General features: G+C 67.6%; 20 protein-coding genes. 10 read left to right on the top strand and 10 right to left on the bottom strand.

Annotated features, from left to right (window positions below; all coding sequences use genetic code 11):
• Nucleotides 1-2 precede the first annotated feature (2 nt).
• The gene (gene ccsB, locus RJ03_RS24330) at nucleotides 3-995 is read left to right on the top strand and encodes a c-type cytochrome biogenesis protein CcsB (RefSeq protein WP_036505978.1); all 993 of its coding nucleotides are present in this window, start codon (nucleotides 3-5) and stop codon (nucleotides 993-995) included.
• Here the strand turns inward: ccsB and RJ03_RS24325 are convergent.
• The 3 genes from RJ03_RS24325 to RJ03_RS24315 form a co-directional block, all read right to left on the bottom strand.
• Nucleotides 992-2,362 carry a wax ester/triacylglycerol synthase domain-containing protein gene (locus RJ03_RS24325; RefSeq protein ID WP_036505976.1) on the bottom strand — a complete coding sequence of 457 codons (1,371 nt, stop codon included), beginning with the start codon at nucleotides 2,360-2,362 and terminating at the stop codon, nucleotides 992-994. The genes ccsB and RJ03_RS24325 overlap by 4 nt on opposite strands.
• Before the next feature lie 715 nt (nucleotides 2,363-3,077).
• Nucleotides 3,078-3,290 (bottom strand): MarR family transcriptional regulator, encoded by a 213-nt coding sequence (locus tag RJ03_RS24320; protein WP_036505974.1) that lies wholly within the window; start codon nucleotides 3,288-3,290, stop codon nucleotides 3,078-3,080.
• Nucleotides 3,287-3,592, bottom strand: coding sequence for a hypothetical protein (locus RJ03_RS24315; protein ID WP_036505972.1), 306 nt, complete (start codon nucleotides 3,590-3,592; stop codon nucleotides 3,287-3,289). Before RJ03_RS24315 ends, RJ03_RS24320 begins: the two co-directional genes overlap by 4 nt.
• 118 nt (nucleotides 3,593-3,710) lie before the next feature.
• On the opposite strand from RJ03_RS24315, the gene RJ03_RS24310 reads away from it, so the two are divergent.
• Nucleotides 3,711-4,877 carry a helix-turn-helix domain-containing protein gene (locus RJ03_RS24310; protein WP_245552373.1) on the top strand — a complete coding sequence of 389 codons (1,167 nt, stop codon included), beginning with the start codon at nucleotides 3,711-3,713 and terminating at the stop codon, nucleotides 4,875-4,877.
• 172 nt (nucleotides 4,878-5,049) lie between these two features.
• On the opposite strand, the gene RJ03_RS24305 is transcribed toward RJ03_RS24310, so the two are convergent.
• From RJ03_RS24305 to RJ03_RS24290, 4 genes are all read right to left on the bottom strand, one after another.
• The gene (locus tag RJ03_RS24305) at nucleotides 5,050-5,502 is read right to left on the bottom strand and encodes a nuclear transport factor 2 family protein (protein ID WP_036505969.1); all 453 of its coding nucleotides are present in this window, start codon (nucleotides 5,500-5,502) and stop codon (nucleotides 5,050-5,052) included.
• A 145-nt stretch (nucleotides 5,503-5,647) separates the two neighbouring features.
• Nucleotides 5,648-5,875, bottom strand: a complete 228-nt coding sequence (locus RJ03_RS24300) for a deoxyribodipyrimidine photolyase (protein WP_227463165.1) — start codon at nucleotides 5,873-5,875, stop codon at nucleotides 5,648-5,650.
• A 187-nt stretch (nucleotides 5,876-6,062) separates the two neighbouring features.
• On the bottom strand, nucleotides 6,063-7,040 hold the full coding sequence (locus RJ03_RS24295) for a quinone oxidoreductase family protein (RefSeq protein ID WP_036505967.1): 978 nt from the start codon (nucleotides 7,038-7,040) through the stop codon (nucleotides 6,063-6,065).
• A gap of 39 nt (nucleotides 7,041-7,079) precedes the next feature.
• Complete coding sequence (locus RJ03_RS24290) at nucleotides 7,080-7,958, bottom strand: helix-turn-helix transcriptional regulator (RefSeq protein WP_232329508.1); 879 nt, start codon at nucleotides 7,956-7,958, stop codon at nucleotides 7,080-7,082.
• 142 nt (nucleotides 7,959-8,100) lie between these two features.
• On the opposite strand from RJ03_RS24290, the gene RJ03_RS24285 reads away from it, so the two are divergent.
• Nucleotides 8,101-8,784 carry a lysophospholipid acyltransferase family protein gene (locus tag RJ03_RS24285; RefSeq protein WP_036505965.1) on the top strand — a complete coding sequence of 228 codons (684 nt, stop codon included), beginning with the start codon at nucleotides 8,101-8,103 and terminating at the stop codon, nucleotides 8,782-8,784.
• Between the two features lie 85 nt (nucleotides 8,785-8,869).
• Nucleotides 8,870-9,517 carry a hypothetical protein gene (locus tag RJ03_RS24280; protein WP_036505964.1) on the top strand — a complete coding sequence of 216 codons (648 nt, stop codon included), beginning with the start codon at nucleotides 8,870-8,872 and terminating at the stop codon, nucleotides 9,515-9,517.
• Between the two features lie 22 nt (nucleotides 9,518-9,539).
• Here the strand turns inward: RJ03_RS24280 and RJ03_RS24275 are convergent, their stop codons facing one another.
• Nucleotides 9,540-10,436, bottom strand: a complete 897-nt coding sequence (locus RJ03_RS24275) for a LysR family transcriptional regulator (RefSeq protein WP_036505962.1) — start codon at nucleotides 10,434-10,436, stop codon at nucleotides 9,540-9,542.
• A gap of 71 nt (nucleotides 10,437-10,507) precedes the next feature.
• Here RJ03_RS24275 and dapA point away from each other — a divergent pair, with 71 nt between their 5' ends.
• The gene (gene dapA, locus RJ03_RS24270; protein ID WP_036505960.1) at nucleotides 10,508-11,386 is read left to right on the top strand and encodes a 4-hydroxy-tetrahydrodipicolinate synthase; all 879 of its coding nucleotides are present in this window, start codon (nucleotides 10,508-10,510) and stop codon (nucleotides 11,384-11,386) included.
• Nucleotides 11,387-11,429: 43 nt separating this feature from the next.
• On the opposite strand, the gene RJ03_RS24265 is transcribed toward dapA, so the two are convergent.
• On the bottom strand, nucleotides 11,430-11,633 hold the full coding sequence (locus RJ03_RS24265; RefSeq protein WP_036506051.1) for a hypothetical protein: 204 nt from the start codon (nucleotides 11,631-11,633) through the stop codon (nucleotides 11,430-11,432).
• Between the two features lie 78 nt (nucleotides 11,634-11,711).
• On the bottom strand, nucleotides 11,712-11,945 hold the full coding sequence (locus tag RJ03_RS24260; RefSeq protein WP_051025198.1) for a BldC family transcriptional regulator: 234 nt from the start codon (nucleotides 11,943-11,945) through the stop codon (nucleotides 11,712-11,714).
• Nucleotides 11,946-12,167: 222 nt separating this feature from the next.
• Here RJ03_RS24260 and RJ03_RS24255 point away from each other — a divergent pair, with 222 nt between their 5' ends.
• The 5 genes from RJ03_RS24255 to RJ03_RS24235 form a co-directional block, all read left to right on the top strand.
• On the top strand, nucleotides 12,168-12,506 hold the full coding sequence (locus RJ03_RS24255; protein WP_036505958.1) for a DUF4229 domain-containing protein: 339 nt from the start codon (nucleotides 12,168-12,170) through the stop codon (nucleotides 12,504-12,506).
• A 229-nt stretch (nucleotides 12,507-12,735) separates the two neighbouring features.
• A complete protein-coding gene (cds1, locus tag RJ03_RS24250; RefSeq protein WP_036505956.1) occupies nucleotides 12,736-13,821 on the top strand; it encodes an L-cysteine desulfhydrase Cds1 in 1,086 nt (361 codons plus the stop codon).
• 95 nt (nucleotides 13,822-13,916) lie between these two features.
• Complete coding sequence (locus tag RJ03_RS24245) at nucleotides 13,917-14,138, top strand: helix-turn-helix domain-containing protein (protein ID WP_036505955.1); 222 nt, start codon at nucleotides 13,917-13,919, stop codon at nucleotides 14,136-14,138.
• Nucleotides 14,138-14,728: a Clp protease N-terminal domain-containing protein gene (locus RJ03_RS24240; protein ID WP_036505953.1), complete on the top strand. Its 591-nt coding sequence runs from the start codon at nucleotides 14,138-14,140 to the stop codon at nucleotides 14,726-14,728. The genes RJ03_RS24245 and RJ03_RS24240 overlap by 1 nt, the downstream gene beginning before the upstream one ends.
• A 25-nt stretch (nucleotides 14,729-14,753) precedes the next feature.
• The coding region (locus RJ03_RS24235; protein ID WP_036506049.1) for a phage holin family protein at nucleotides 14,754-15,032 on the top strand (279 nt) is incomplete at its 3' end.

Below are 15,032 nucleotides of genomic sequence, written 5' to 3'. Positions count from 1 at the left end.
ACATGCCGATCGACGAAACACTCGCCGGTTACAGCAATCTCGCCTTCAAGACGGCGTTCGTCGTCTACCTGCTGGTGCTGGCGATGCTGATCGTGCAGTACGCCTCCGCGAAGAAGAAGGTGACCAGCGCGCAGGAGCGTGAGCGCGAACTGGTCGGCGTGGGCGCCTCCGGTGGCGTGAGCGCCGACCGGCCGCTCGTCCCCGGCAAGCTGGAGCCCGCGCCGAAGCGTTCGCTGGCGGAGCAACTCGGCAATATGGCGTTCGCGGTCCTCTTCGTCGCGATCGGCCTGCATCTGGCCTCGATCGTGTTGCGCGGATTCGCGACCCACCGCTTCCCGCTCGGCAACATGTACGAGTTCATCACCATGGCGACCGCGGCCGCGATGGTTACCGGCCTGGTCTTCATCCACGACCGCCGGTACCGCGCGATGTGGGTCTTCCTGCTGGTCCCGGTGCTGATCCTGATGTTCCTGGCCGGCCAGGTACTCTACGCCGACGCCGCGCCCGTGGTTCCGGCGCTGAAGTCGTACTGGCTGCCGATCCACGTCACCATCGTCAGCATCGGCAGCGGCATCTTCATGCTCTCCGGTGTGGCGAGCCTGCTGTTCCTGCTGCGCATGAACCAGCCCGAGGGGCAGGAATCGAGCAACCCGCTCGGCGCCCTCGCCCGCCGCCTGCCCGACGCCCGCACCCTCGACCGCCTCGCCTACCGCACGACGGTCGTGGCCTTCCCTCTCTTCGGCACCGGCATCATCCTCGGCGCCATCTGGGCCGAAAGCGCGTGGGGCCGCTTCTGGGGCTGGGACCCCAAGGAAACCGTCTCCTTCATCGCCTGGGTCATCTACGCCGCCTACCTGCACGCCCGCGCGACCTCCGGCTGGCGCGAAACCAAGGCCGCCTGGATCAACGTGGCCGGTTTCGTCGCCATGCTGTTCAACCTTTTCATCATCAACATCGTGGTGAGCGGGTTGCACAGCTACGCGGGGCTGAACTAGCCTCCACCCAGTTCGAGGACGGTGTGGAAACCTTCGGCGAGACAGTCGGTGAAGACTTCCACGTCCGGCACGGCGGCGGTATCGGCGTTGATGCCCACACAGCAGGTGTCGGTGTGTGAGATGAGGGTGACGTTGAACGCCGTGCCGATAGTGGGGCCGAAGGCGTACATGCGCTCGACGGCGGCGCCGGCGATGTAGATGGGTACGGGGGAGCCGGGCACGTCCGAGGCGACGAAGTCCACGTGCTTGAGCATCGCCGTGACGATCGCGACCGGTAGCCGGTTCAGCGTGGCGGCGACGGCGGCCGAATAGGGGATCGCCGGTTCGTGCCGCCAGCCGACGACCATGGCGTCCAGCACGGGCATCAGCGCGGCCGGGTCGGTGATGCCGGCCGGCAGCGCGAATCTCACCAGAGTGATGCGATTTCCGCCGATCGGGTCGGTGTCCTTGCGCACGCTGACCGGCATCGTGACCCGCAGCCGCTCGACCTCCGTTTCGTGCAGTTCGTGATAGCGGTGCAGACCGATGACCACCCCGGCCAGGAAAGCGTCGTTGAGGGTGCAGCCGACCGTGTGCGCGGCGCGGCGCAGTGGTTCGAGCGGGACGTCGAGGGTCGAAAGGTGGCGCGCCAGACCACGTTTCGTCATCACGGGAGAGAGGGTGCCGACCACCGGTCGCGCCAGCTTGCCGATCGAGACGGCCAGTTCCATCCCGTCGCGCACGGTACCCACCGGGTGGGTCAGGGCGTGGCGGGCCAACGGCAGCACGTGCGCGAGGCCGCCGCGCAGCAACTCCGATCCCACCGCCCAGTTCCATCCGACGATGTCGGCCACTCCACCGCGGCTTTCCGGGGCGGGCTCCGGGTCCGGCCGAGGTTCGCCGCCGGAGCGGGTGAAATCGACGATCTCGTTGGCCAATTGGATGCCGCCCAAGCCGTCGGTCAGGCAGTGGTGCACCTTGAGCACCAGCGCGCTACCGCCGCCGGCCACATCGCCGAGCACGGTCACCTGCCACAACGGGCGGACCGGGTCGAAGGCCGTCATGGCCTCGACACGGGCGAACTCGAACACCGCCGTCCGGTCGAGCGCGGCCGGCAGTGCGACCCGGCGCATATGCCAGGACAGGTCGAAGCCGGGATCGGCTTCCCAGCGCGGCGGAGCGAGACCGGCCGGCAGGGCGACCAGCCGATCCCGGAAGCGGGGCGCCACCCGGGTGCCGCGATCGACGGCCTGCACCAGTCGTTCCCAGTCGGGCTCGGCGTCGAGCATCACGACCGAGACGATCGTCGAGCGCAGGACCGCGTCGCGCTCCATGCTCCACGAGAACAGGTCGGACTGGCTGAGGTGAGATTCGCGCGTGTCCGTCATCGGCGTGCCTTCGCTGGAGAATCGGCGCCGTGTTCGCCGCGGATGCGACTTCCGGCGCCGCTCGTGCCTCGACCGTATGCACCGCATCCGTCGCGCCGGTAGGGCCGAACGTCGGTGCCGCCGTGACCGAAGGACTCGTACCGGTTCCGCCGAGATGCCGACGTCACCGCGGCGTGCAAGGGTTTCCCAACCGTATCGCGCAATCTTGCGACCTTGGTGTCAGGTACCGACACGGCGGATGCAGGTCCTGCAAGGTCATGTCAAGCTGCGTAGACGCTGTGTTCCTCGTACCTGCGGGGTCGCGGCTCGGCTTCGACGGGCAGGTAACGATTCATTGCAATCGCATTAATGCGACCTAACCGGAGGCCTCATACCGGTTACGGTGTGTGCGCGGAGGTTGCCCTCCATGGGGAGCGGATACGTCGGCCTCCGTTGTCAGGGGAAGAACCGGTGCCCCACTTCTGTGGGTCTGAGCCGCCCAGCGGGTGGGGCACTGCCTCTTCTTGTGCTGCGCCGACCTCCGACGGTGGACGTCGGCGGTCACTGCGTCGCGGAATCTTCGCTGATGTCACCGTCGATGAGGATCCGGTGCCGTGGAGATCGTCTGCCGCGTGCGGGCGCGTCGGCCGGATCAAGGTTTCGCCTGTGCGGGTCGGACAGCATGCGGCCCACAGCAATACGGTTGTCGGAATTCCCGCGGCGATCAGCAGGCCGATCACCGGATCGATGCCGCGACGGCGCGACCGCGCGGGCTCAGTTGCCATCGGCAGCGGTCTCGGCTCGGGACGACCAGGCCGCGCGCGTGCAGGCGGGCCAGGGCGTTGCGGATGCTTCGCGTGGTGTGCGCCGTGGCTCGTTGCAGTTGGGCGGTGGTGAGAAGGCCGCCCGGCGCGAGTGTGCGCAGGACGGCGCGCTCGGATGGATTCACGCGCGAGCTCCGGAGGCGTGCCATCGTGCGAAAGACAGGCGAGGGCACGCGGTTTCGACATCCGCGAGGTGCATGATCAGGTCGAGGGTGCGGGCGTCGAGATGGGCGGGTGTGGGCATGACGATCGCATCCACGTCGGCCGTGCGGATCTGGTCGAGCAGCGGAATGGTCCGATGCGGCACCGGCCAGAGCAGCGTGTAACCGAGGTGCCGGGCGAGCCGTTTCACCTGTGCCGCATCCCAGTTCGGCGCGGTGCTGACCTCCGGGTCGATCCAGGCCAGCGCTGTCGGACGTGTTCTCATCCCTACCCCTCCTGTCTGTGTATGTCAGATTCGGCGCAGGTAGGGGCGCCGAAGACCAGTGAAGGGACAGGGGGACAGCGCGGCGGTATCGATCTACTCTCGGAGCATGGGCGAACACGTGGGGCGGCGGATCGCATCCGAGCGCAAGATCGCGGGACTGGGGCAGCGTCAGTTGGCGGCGCGCGCGAACTATTCGCTGTCGATGGTGAAGGCGGTCGAGCAGGGGCGAGAGGTTGCCTCACCGGGGTTCATTGCGGCGGTATCCAGGGCGTTGGGGATAGACCCGGACAGGTTGCAGGGCACGCCCTATCTCGAGACGCTCGAAGAGGACGGACCCCTCGAAGGCCTTCCGGAGCTGCGCGCCGTACTTGCCGAAGGTTCGTATGTGCAGGCACTGGAGCCGACGACCGCCGCGGAGTTGCGCGCGGAACTCGACTCCGTCGAAGCTGCGTTGCACAACGATCGGACGCGTCGCGCTCTTGCGTTGCTGCCGAACCTGATTCGACGACTGCACGGTGCCGCCGAGACGGCTTCCGACGATGCCGAGCGCGCCGCTGTGTACGGCATGCTGTGCGCGGCCTACATCGCCGCGGAAGGGGCATGCTGCCGGCTCGGATACTCGTCGTTGACCGCTCTGGTACTCGATCGGCTCGATACCGTCGCGTCGCGCGCCGACGACCCCGGCTTTGCTGTTCGCAGTTTGATGAAGCGCTCGCGGCTACTCATGGCGCACGATTCAACCGATGTGGCAATGAATTTGGTGGAACGAGGAATGGCGTTGGTCCCCGGTGCCACCGAGGGAGAACGGGTTTTGCGCGGCTACGGACACCTGCGGGCAGCGATCGTGGCCGCGCGCGGCCGTCGTCTGGAACTCGCGCAGGACCACATCGCCGCCGCGCGTGACATCGCGCGGCCGATGAGCCATGAGAGCGATTTGTACACAACGGATTTCGGCCCGGGCAACGTCGAAATCCATGCCTGTGCCGTGGAGTTGGAAGCTGGTGATCCGGGCAGAGCGGCGCGTGAGGGAGCGGAACTGCGGATACCGTCCGACGTCGCCGCGCCGCGCGTCGGCCACCATTGGCAGGACAACGCGCGCGCGTGGCTGATGTCGGGTAAACCGGATCGAGCGCTGGCGGCGCTCAACAAGGCCCGCGCCGCCGCACCGCAGCAGACGCGGCTGCATCCTTCGGTTCGCGAGACCGTGTACGGCATCGCGGCGGCGCAGCGCCGTCAATCCGAGGGGTTGCTGGGATTCGCGGCGTGGATCGGGGCGGGGCTCTAGCGAAACCCCTCCGTTCTTCGCCTTCGCGTGCGTCGGGGTGCGGTGGTGGGTGAACTATTCGTGCAAACCGCCGCGAAAAATGCAGAAAACTCGAAATATCGGCGAGGTTTGCACGATTAGTTCAGGGTTCGCCCGCCCCGAACGCATGTCTCGGCCCACGGCAGTCGAGACTTCACGGCGCGGCGACGGTCGTGGTGTCCGGGGCGAACGCCCAGGCGACGGCAAGGCTGTCCTCGTAGACGTGGTGGCGGGTGATCAGGCCGTCCTCCACCGTGAGGTGAAGGGCGAAGCGGGCGCGGTAGGGGCGCCCGGTTGCGCGTGCGGTTTGGCGGATCTCGCCCAGGACCACCGCATCCGGGCCGTCGACGAGAATGCGTTCGACCACCGTGCCGGCCTCTTCGGGCACATGGTGTTCAGCGATCTCGCGGAAATGCGCGGCCGCGTCGGCGCGGGTGGAGCGGTGTGTGATCCACGGGGTGGCGGCGCGGCCGTGCTCGTCCTCCGGCCAGTTCAGTTTCCAGTCGCTCGCCGGGGCGTACAGCGCGGCAATAGTTTCCGGATCGCCGCCCGCCATGCGGGTCAGCAGATCTTCGACGACGGTGCGGGTGGCAGCGGAATCGTTCACTCTGTCGACCCTGCCCGCGCGGAGGCCGCAAGTCCATTACCTCCGACGTCATGCGGATTCATCGACACCGGGAGACCGTCATGAAGCGCGTGCAGAATTCGCCCCGGATAACGGGTTGCCGGGGCGAATTGTGCGCGAGGAACTTTCAGGACTTCTTGCTCGGGATGACGACGACCACGATGAGGGTCAGGATGCTGAAGAACAGTCCCAGTAACCCCCAGCCGAACGGATTGCGGCCCTTGGCGGCGGCGATGGCGGCGCAAATGAACGCGGCGATGATGCTGCCGATGGCGACGAAGATTCCTTTGACGCCGCGCAGGATGAATCCGGCCGCTTCCGGATCGGTGTGGGCGGCAGCCAGCAACAAGTTCATGATCACTCCTCCTGTGCCGCGAGCTTCCGGGCCGAAATAGATTCCGATGTGCGGCTTCTCAGCAGTACCCGCGCGCCGCGACCGCAAACGGCGACCCGTGACCCGCCACCCGCGCACCGTGGCCCGCACACCACCCACCGCGACCAGCGACCCGCGCACCGACGGGAATCCGCACGTCGCCCCGGCGTCATCCCCTCGCCGCCGCCAATACTATTTTGCCTGTGCTGGAACCTGATTCGATGCGTCGATGCGCCTCGACAACCTGGTCGAAGGGCAGGGACTCGACCTGGACGCGAAGCGCCCCGCGGGCGGCGGCCTCGACGGCCCGGCGCAGCGCCGCTCCGGCGTCGGCGGGGTAGGCGGCGGCGAAGGCGGCGAGATTGAATCCGGAGACGGTTTTGTTGGTGAACCACAGCTCGTTCGCGGAAACTCCGACGTCTTCGGCGCCGGAAGCGTTGCCCATCACGATCATTCGGCCCAGCGGGCGAAGCCGGTCCAGGCTCGCACGACGGGCCGGGCCGCCGACCATATCGACCACGATGTCGAACTCACCTGCGCCGGAGATGTTCTCGCGCAGGATCACCTCGTCGTAGCCGAAGGACCGAGCTACGTCGATCTTCTCGGCGCTGCCGACGCTGCCGACCACCCGGCCCGCACCGAGCAATCGTGCGGCCTGGCCGAGCTGGCTGCCGACGCCGCCGGCCGCCGCATGGACCAGCACACTCTCGCCGGGTTCGATCCGCGCCACGCGATCGAGAACGAGAAAGGCGGTGGTGCTGTTGGACGGCAACGCCGCCGCGATATCGAGGCTCAGGTCGAGGCCGTCGAGCGGTGCGACCACGGCGGCGGAGGTGACCACGACCTCGGCGTAACCGCCACTGTCGACGATGGTCAGCGCCGCGACCGGCTGCCCGACCGTCAGGCCCGTCACGTCCGGTCCGACGGCACGGATCCGGCCCGAGACCTCGATACCCGGCACGAACGGCAACGGCACACCGACCACGCCCTGCCGGTACAACACCTCGGCGAAGTTGGCTCCCGCGTAGGCGACGTCGATGGACACCTGGCCCGGGCCGGGTTCCGGGATGTCGACGGTGGCGGGCCGCAGTACCTCCGCCGGACCGAATTCGGGGATGGTGATCGCCCGCATCTGTGCATTGCTCATGAGGATGATCCTCGGCGCGCGGCAGGCGAGGAGGCAGTGTCAGCTCATCCTGGGTGTGAGACCACCAGGCTGCAACAGCCGTTCCAGGCGTTCGGCGGTGTCGGTGCCGGGGCGCGGATTGTGCAGGATCAGGTGGTGGCCGGGGTGGTCGGGCACCGGGAACAATGTGGCGTCGAAGATCAGCAAGCCCACGTCGGGATGTTCGACGGCCTTTACCGCGACGCTGTGTTCGGCGGCGTCGTGCCGGGCCCAGAGCTCGGCGAACTCCGGGCTGACCTGCGCGAGATCGGTTGCGATGCGGTCGAATTCGGGATCGTCGGGATAGCGGGCGGAGTCGGCGCGGAACCCGGCCGCCACGCCCGGCGCATTCTCCGCCCACTGCTGGTGCAGGACGCGGTAGCGGGCATTGGTGAAGTAGGACACCAGGCAGTTGTGGTCGGTGTCGCCGTAACCGAACACGCGGCGGGCGGCGTCGTTGACGGCGGTGAAATTCCAATGCCGGTCCCGGATGTATCCCGGGCGCGGAGCCCATGCGTCCAGCAACGCCTGCATCTGTGGAGAGGCCGGGACCGACGGCGCGGCCTCGCGCTGCGGAGGATTGAGGCCGGAGAGGCGATACAGATGTGCGCGCTCGGCCTCGTCGAGCAGCAGCGCGCGGGCCACGGCATCGAGCACCTCGCCCGAGACCTTTATATCGCGCCCCTGCTCGAGCCACGTGTACCAGGACACGCCGACCCCGGCCAGCACGGCGACCTCTTCACGCCGCAACCCGGGAGTGCGCCGCCGCCCGGCCTCCGGCAGTCCCACCTCGGCGGGCGTGAGCCGTTCACGGCGGCTGCGCAGATATTCGCGCAGCTCCGCCCGCCGCCGATCCCGCGCGCTCGTACCGCGCGGATCGTCGTTCGTGCTGATACTCACTCGTCCACGATAGTGAGGTGGCGCAGGTGCTGATGGCTCGAGCCCGAATCAATCGTGCAAACCTCGTCGGACAACAGGGCCCCGAACATGTCGGTGCCCCGTGGGAGAATCGAGTTCGTTCGGTGGGAATCGGGGGGTTGAAATGAGCGAACAATCAGGGCGTCGGCGCGAACGATCCGGGCGTCGGCCCAAGGGGTTGGGCAAGCGGGCATGGCTCACCACGCAGTTCGTGCGGCGGATTCTGCGCACGCTGGCGTGGTCGAACTTCGTGCACGTCACCGTGGTGGGGCGAGAACTGGTGCCGAAGGCGGGTCCGGTGATCGTGGCGAGCAACCACATCTCGATGCTGGACGCGGTGTTCCTGTGGGGTGCGTTGCGGCGCAGGGCAATTGCCATCGCGATGGCCGAGTTGTGGTCGTGGCCGGTGGTCGGGTGGTTGGTGCGGCGACTGGGTCATATTCCGGTGGTGCGGCGCGACAGTGTGTCCGGGCAGTCGGCGATGGCACAGGCGGAACAGATTCTGCGGTACGGCGGGGTGTTGATCATCTATCCGGAAGGGCGGCTGGTCGCATCGGGCGACACCGAGCCGTACAAGCCGGGCGTGGCGAAACTGGCTCTGGCGACCGGAGTTCCGATCGTTCCGGTGGGCACCACGGGCACCGACCGAGTGCTGCCGATGCGCCGCAATCGAGGCGACGGCCCCGCATTCGACCGCCGCCAGCAGGTGCACATCCATTTCGGCACGCCCATCGATCCCGCGGAGTTCGACGATCCGGAGAAATTACTCGATCACCTGCGCCGCCGCATCGAAGACCTGCGGGAATGAGGTCGGCGGCCCCCAGGTGCCGAAGGTCGCGCCCTGCCCTCCCGTATGGTCGGGATGTGGCCATTCCGGAAGGAACCGAGCTCCGATGACCGCGGTCCGCGTGTGGTACGCCGCTTACGGATCGAATCTGTTCGAGAAGCGGTTCGCCTACTACCGGGCGGGCGGCAATCCACCGGGCACCCCGCGTCTCTACGGGGGTTTCCGCGATCCCACGCCGCCCGCGCGGAATTGCCCACTGTCACTTCCCGGATGCGTTTATTTCGCAGGGCAGAGCCCGGTGTGGAGCGGGGGTGTGGCGTTCTATGCCCACCGTCCGCCGACGGACTGGCCGGTCGGCGCGGCGGCGCGGGGTTACCTGCTGACCGTCGGTCAGTTCAGCGATCTGATGGCTCAAGAGATGCACCGGCAACCGGGACACGGGCCGGTCTTCGACCCCGAGGAGGTGGTTCGCCGCGGCTCGCTTCAACTCGGCGAAGGCCACTACGAAACGCTCTGGCACGTGGACGACGTCGACGGCATCCCGGTCCTGACCTTCACCGCCCCGGACAGCCCGCTGACCGTCGATCTGACCAAGCCGTCCGCACGGTACCTCAGCATGCTGGCCGGCGGTCTCGGCGAATCCCACGGCTGGCCTCCGGACCGCATACTGCGCTACCTGTCCGACCTCCCGGGCGTCCGAGATTTCTGGGATCCCGAAGAACTCCGAACGGTGGTCGACGGCCGGGGCCTCTGACCGGCCGGAGCCTTCGAGCAGTTCAGGTGAGTTCGTCCACCGGCGGGATGGTTCCGGTGGTGGCGTGCAGGGCGGTGCGGGCGGCGGAGATGGTGGGGTGGGTGCGGGTGCCGGCGCGGTAGGCGATCCGAGTGCGGCGGCGGATGGGGAGCGGGGTCAATTCGATCGGGGTGGTGTCGGTTTCGGGATGCAGGGGTATCGCGAGCTGCGGAATGAAGGCGACGCCCTGGCCGGCGGCGACCAGGGCGAGCACCGTGCCGAAATCGTCGGAGCGGTGGCGGATACGAGGAACGAAACCCGCTGCCTCGCATGCTCTTACGGTCATGGTGTGGCAGAGGGTGCCGGGTGTTCCGGAGATCCAGGCCGCCTCGCGGTAGGCGGCCAGCGGCTGGGTGGTGCGGGCGGCCAGGTAGACCGGCTCCTCCAGGAACGGTTCGGTCTCCAGGCCGGCCTCCGGTTCGGCGGGCACGTAGTCGTACTCCTGGATGAGTGCGATATCCAGCGCGCCGGCGCGCAGTGCCGCGGGCACGGCCGCCGGATCCAATTCCGTCACATGCAGTTCCAAGCGCGGATGAGCACGGCTGAGCGAGACCAGTGCATGCGGCAGTATCCGCTGCACGGCGGTGGGGAAGGCGCCGATGTGCAGGGCGCCGGTGAGTTCGGCGGTGGCCAGTTCGGCCTCCGCCTGCTCCAGGATCGCGAGGACCGATTCCGTGTGCTCCACCAGGCGGCGCGCCGCCGCGGTGAGGGTGACGCGGCGGCCGCTGCGTTCCAGTAGCGTGACCCCTGCCTCGCGTTCCAGCGCGGTGAGCTGCTGGGATACCGCCGACGGGGTGTAGGACACGGCCTCGGCGACCGCAGCAATCGTTCGGCGATGGGCCAATTCCCGCAACAGCCGTAGGCGGCGTACATCGAGCATAAGTTCAGCTTAATCTCGACGGAAGATTTGTGAACTGGACCTGAATCAACGCCTAGACGAGGGTAGGTGGCATGACGTTCAGCGGTCTCTTCGTTCCACTCGTCACGCCGTTCACGGCGGACGGCGAGCTGGCCTGCGACGCTCTGGGCCGGCTCGCGCACGACGTCCTCGACGCGGGTGCCTCCGGCATCGTCGCCCTGGGCACCACCGGCGAGCCGGCCACCCTGACAGCGGAGGAGAAGCGCCGGGTCGTCGACATCTGCGCCCAGGTCTGCGCCGAGCGTGACGCGCCGCTGATCGTGGGCACCGGCTCCAATTCGACGGCCGATTCCGAGCTCGCGCTGGCCGCGCTGGACGAGCGAGTCGCGGCGGCGCTCACGGTGGTCCCGTACTACACGAAACCCTCGCAGCGCGGCGTGGTGGAACATTTCCGGCGGCTCGCGCAGCGGAGCGCGGTGCCGCTGCTGATCTACAACGTGCCGCATCGGACGGGCCGGCCGCTCGATCCGGAAACATTGACCGAACTGGCCGAACTGCCGAACGTCGCGGGATTCAAACATGCCGTGGGTGTCGTGGACGAGACGACGGTCGCGTGGCTGGCGGCGGTCGGTGACCGGACGACGGTGCTGTGCGGCGACGACCTGTACGCGGCGCCGCTGCTGGCGATGGGCGCGCAGGGAGCCATTCTGACCTGCTCGAATGTGGCGCCCGCGGCCTATGCGGAGTTGATCGCGGCCTGGCGGGACGGACGGATCGAGGCGGCACGAAAAATCGGCAACCGGTTGGTCGAGCTGGCGCGGGCGCTGTTCGCCGAGGCCAACCCGACCGTGGTCAAAGGGGTGCTCGCCGCGCAGGGCCGGATACCGAGCGCGCATGTGCGCCTGCCGCTCCTGCCCGCGTGCGCCGATTCGGTCTCGGCTGCGCTGGCCGCCGCGGGCTCCATCGGCTGATCAGCCGCGCCTGCAAGCCATCTCACGGGTGAGGATATGCGCGTCAGTGATCCGTGCCCGGGTCGCCGTCGCGATGTTGGCGGGAGATCCGCCACAGGAATTCGGGGTCGTCATCGGGGCCCACGACTCGACGTCGCTTCTCGGGCCCCCGTCCGATGCCGATCCGGGGCGCATGCTCCGGTCCGAACGCTTTCCAGCACAGCACCGCGACAGCCACGACCGCGATGAGTGCCAACAGGTACGCCACGTCGCTCACCTCCTGACATCGAGGGTAATCCCGTGGACGTACCTGTCGCACTCTGACCGCGAGAATGAGCCCTCGAACTCAGGGGCGGGTCGCCTCGGTGGTCAGCGACTTCAGCAGCTGCATTACCTCCGATTCACGGAAGCGGCGATGTCCGCCAGGGGTGCGCAGCGAGCCCAGCCGTCCGGCATGTGCCCACCGAGTGACCGTTTTCGGATCGACGTGGAACAGCGCCGCCACCTGGCCCGGGGTCAGGAGGGCCTCCTGGCCGTTGACGGAACCCAACGTGCGGCTCGCCGCGGTGATCGCAGTCATTCGCAAACCTTTCCGTAATCGACAGATCCCTCATCAGATAGCGACATCGTTGCACCCGGACCCCCAGGTGTTCGAACGATCTAACGTTGGTAAAGGGGAAGTAATAGACAAAACGGATATACGTACGGCTGAGTACGTCGCGCCGGCGAACATCCGGCGATCGAATCCGGCGGGACCCGGGCAGGTCGGAACGGGTGCGGCGGCGTCGCCTACCCTGGTCGTGTGAGTGAAGCATCCCGATCCGACGACGCCGCGAGCGATCGGGCCCCGGCCTCGGCGGGTCGGCGGCTCGCGCGCAACCTGGCGCTGTACACCCTGGCCCGGCTGGCCCTCGTCGCCGTGATCGCCGTGATCATCCTGGTGGTGGCGCACGTGGTGAACGTCGACATCCCGCTGATCGTCGCGCTGCTGTTCGCGCTGATCGTGGCGATGCCGCTGTCGCTGGTCCTGTTCAAGCGGCTGCGGGCGCGCGTGAACGAGGACATCGCGGCGGTCGACGAGAAGCGCCGCAACGACAAAGCGAACCTGCGAGCTCGCCTGCGTGGCGAGGAGGCGCAGTGAGCGACAATCGCGCAGCGGCTCGCTGCGCCGACCGGGTGCGGGTGTCCCGCATGGCACAGGAGGCGCAGTGAGCGACAATCGCGCAGCGGCTCGCTGCGCCGACCGGGTGCGGGTGTCCCGCATGGCACAGGAGGCGCAGTGAGCGACAATCGCGCAGCGGCTCGCTGCGCCGACCGGGTGCGGGTGTCCCGCATGGCACAGGAGGCGCAGTGAGCGGGCGGGAGCTGCGGTGAAGTACTGCGATCGCAGTGCTTCGCGGGAGTGGGTCGACAATGCGGTGCGGCTGATCGAGGCCGATGCGCAGCGCAGCGCCGACACCCATCTGCTGCGGTATCCGCTGCCACCCGAATGGGGCGTGCGGCTGTATCTCAAGGACGAGTCCACGCATCCGACCGGCAGCTTGAAACATCGGCTGGCGCGTTCCCTGTTCCTCTACGCGATCTGCAACGGCTGGGTGTGCGAGGGGACGACCATCGTCGAGGCGTCCTCGGGGTCGACCGCGATCAGCGAGGCCTACTTCGCGAAACTGCTCGGCCTGGACTTCGTCTCGGTGGTGCCGGCGAAGACCTCGCCCGAGAAGATCGCGCTGATCGAGGCGCAGGGCGGCCGATGCCACTTCGTCGACCGCGCGCCCGACATCTACACCGAGGCGGTGCGGCTGGCCGCCGAATGCGACGGCCACTACATGGACCAGTTCACCTACGCCGAGCGGGCCACCGACTGGCGCGGTAACAACAACATCGCCGAATCCATCTATCAGCAAATGATTTTGGAGACCCATCCGGTTCCGGACTGGGTGGTGGTCGGCGCCGGCACCGGCGGAACGAGCGCGACCATCGGCCGGTACATCCGCTATCGCCGTCACGCCACCCGGCTGGCCGTGGTCGATCCCGAGGATTCGGCGTTCTACGGCGGGTACGAGGTCGGGGACCCGGGATATCAGACCGGTATGCCGTCGCGGATCGAGGGTATCGGCCGGCCGCGGGTGGAGCCTTCCTTCATCGGCGATGTGGTCGACCGGATGATCGAGGTGCCCGATGCCGCCTCCATCGCCGCGTGCCGCCATGCCAGTGCGGTGCTCGGCCGGCGAGTGGGCGGATCCACCGGAACCAATCTGTGGGGCGCGTTCGCCCTCATCGCCGAGATGGTCGCCGCGGGCCGCGAGGGCAGTGTGGTGACGCTGCTGTGCGACGGCGGAGACCGTTATGCCGGAACGTATTTCAACGACGAGTGGGTCGCGGGGCAGGGGCTGGACCTGGCCGAGTCGCACGCGATTCTCGACGAATTCACCGCCACGGGTATCTGGACCGCCTGAGTCGCGGAATCGCTATCGCATCGTTCGCCGCAGGTGAACACGCCTGGTGTCAATTTTGATTGACGCGCTCGCGATGTCAACGTAAATTGACGTACATGAGTGAAGCGACAACGCTGGCGGCCGCCGCCGGCAGTCCCGACCCTCAGGTCGGGCTGCGGGCGGTGCTCGCGCTGCGGCGATTGCTCGAGCGGCTCGAGGCGATCCAGGTGGCCAATGCCCGTAAGCAGGGCTGGTCCTGGCAAGCCATCGCCGAGGCGCTCGAGGTCAGTCGGCAGGCGGTCCATCAGAAGTACAACCGGAAAGGCGGAATCCACTGATGTTCGAGAGATTTGCCAAGGCGGCGCGCTCCGCCGTCGTGGACGCGCAGGAGGAAGCGCGTGAATTGCGTTCGCCCAGTATCGATGTCGAGCACCTGCTGCTGGGACTCGCCACCTGTTCGGATGCGCCGCTGCGAAAAATACTGGAGGAAAACGGCATCAGCGCCGAGGCGATTCGGAGGGCACTACCCGGCCGGCCGCGGACCGAGGAACCGCTGGGTGAGGAGGACGCGGCCGCGCTGAAGTCGATCGGCATCGATCTGGACGCGGTGCGAGACAGTGTGCAGGCCACCTTCGGCGAGGGGGCCTTCGACGAAGCGGTGCCGGTTCCGGACAAGGGCCGCGGGCGGTTCCGGTTCGGCGGTGGAATGAGCTTCGGCCACATCCCCTTCACCCGCGAGGCCAAGAAGACCTTGGAACTGTCACTGCGAGAAGCGATCTCCCGTGGTGACGACCGTATCGAGGCCGGTCACGTCCTGCTCGGCATCCTGCGCGCGCCCAACCCTGCCACCCGGGAACTGCTGGGCGGCAGCGAAGGGATGGAACGAGTGCGCAGCGCGGTACAGGAAATGCTCGATCGCGCGGCTTGACGGCCTCCGCCGTTAGCATTGCCGCATGGCACTTCTGCTCCGTTTGGCGATCAACGCCCTCGCGATCTGGCTCGCGGCGGCCTGGGTCGGCGGTATCGAATTGAAGGATCCGCCCGATGCGGGCACCGGCGGCAAGATTCTCGTCGTGGTCTGCGTCGCGATCGTCTTCGGACTGGTCAACGCGCTGATCAAGCCGATCGTGAAATTGCTGTCGCTCCCGCTGGTGATCGTCACGCTGGGGCTGTTCCTGCTGGTGATCAACGCCCTCATGCTGTGGCTGACGGCGAAGATCACCGAAACCACC

Source organism: Nocardia aobensis NBRC 100429 (genome assembly GCF_000308375.1).
Lineage (GTDB): Bacteria > Actinomycetota > Actinomycetes > Mycobacteriales > Mycobacteriaceae > Nocardia > Nocardia aobensis.
The sequence above is the reverse complement of the archived record's forward strand: the minus strand, read 5'-3'. Positions and strand labels throughout refer to the sequence as shown.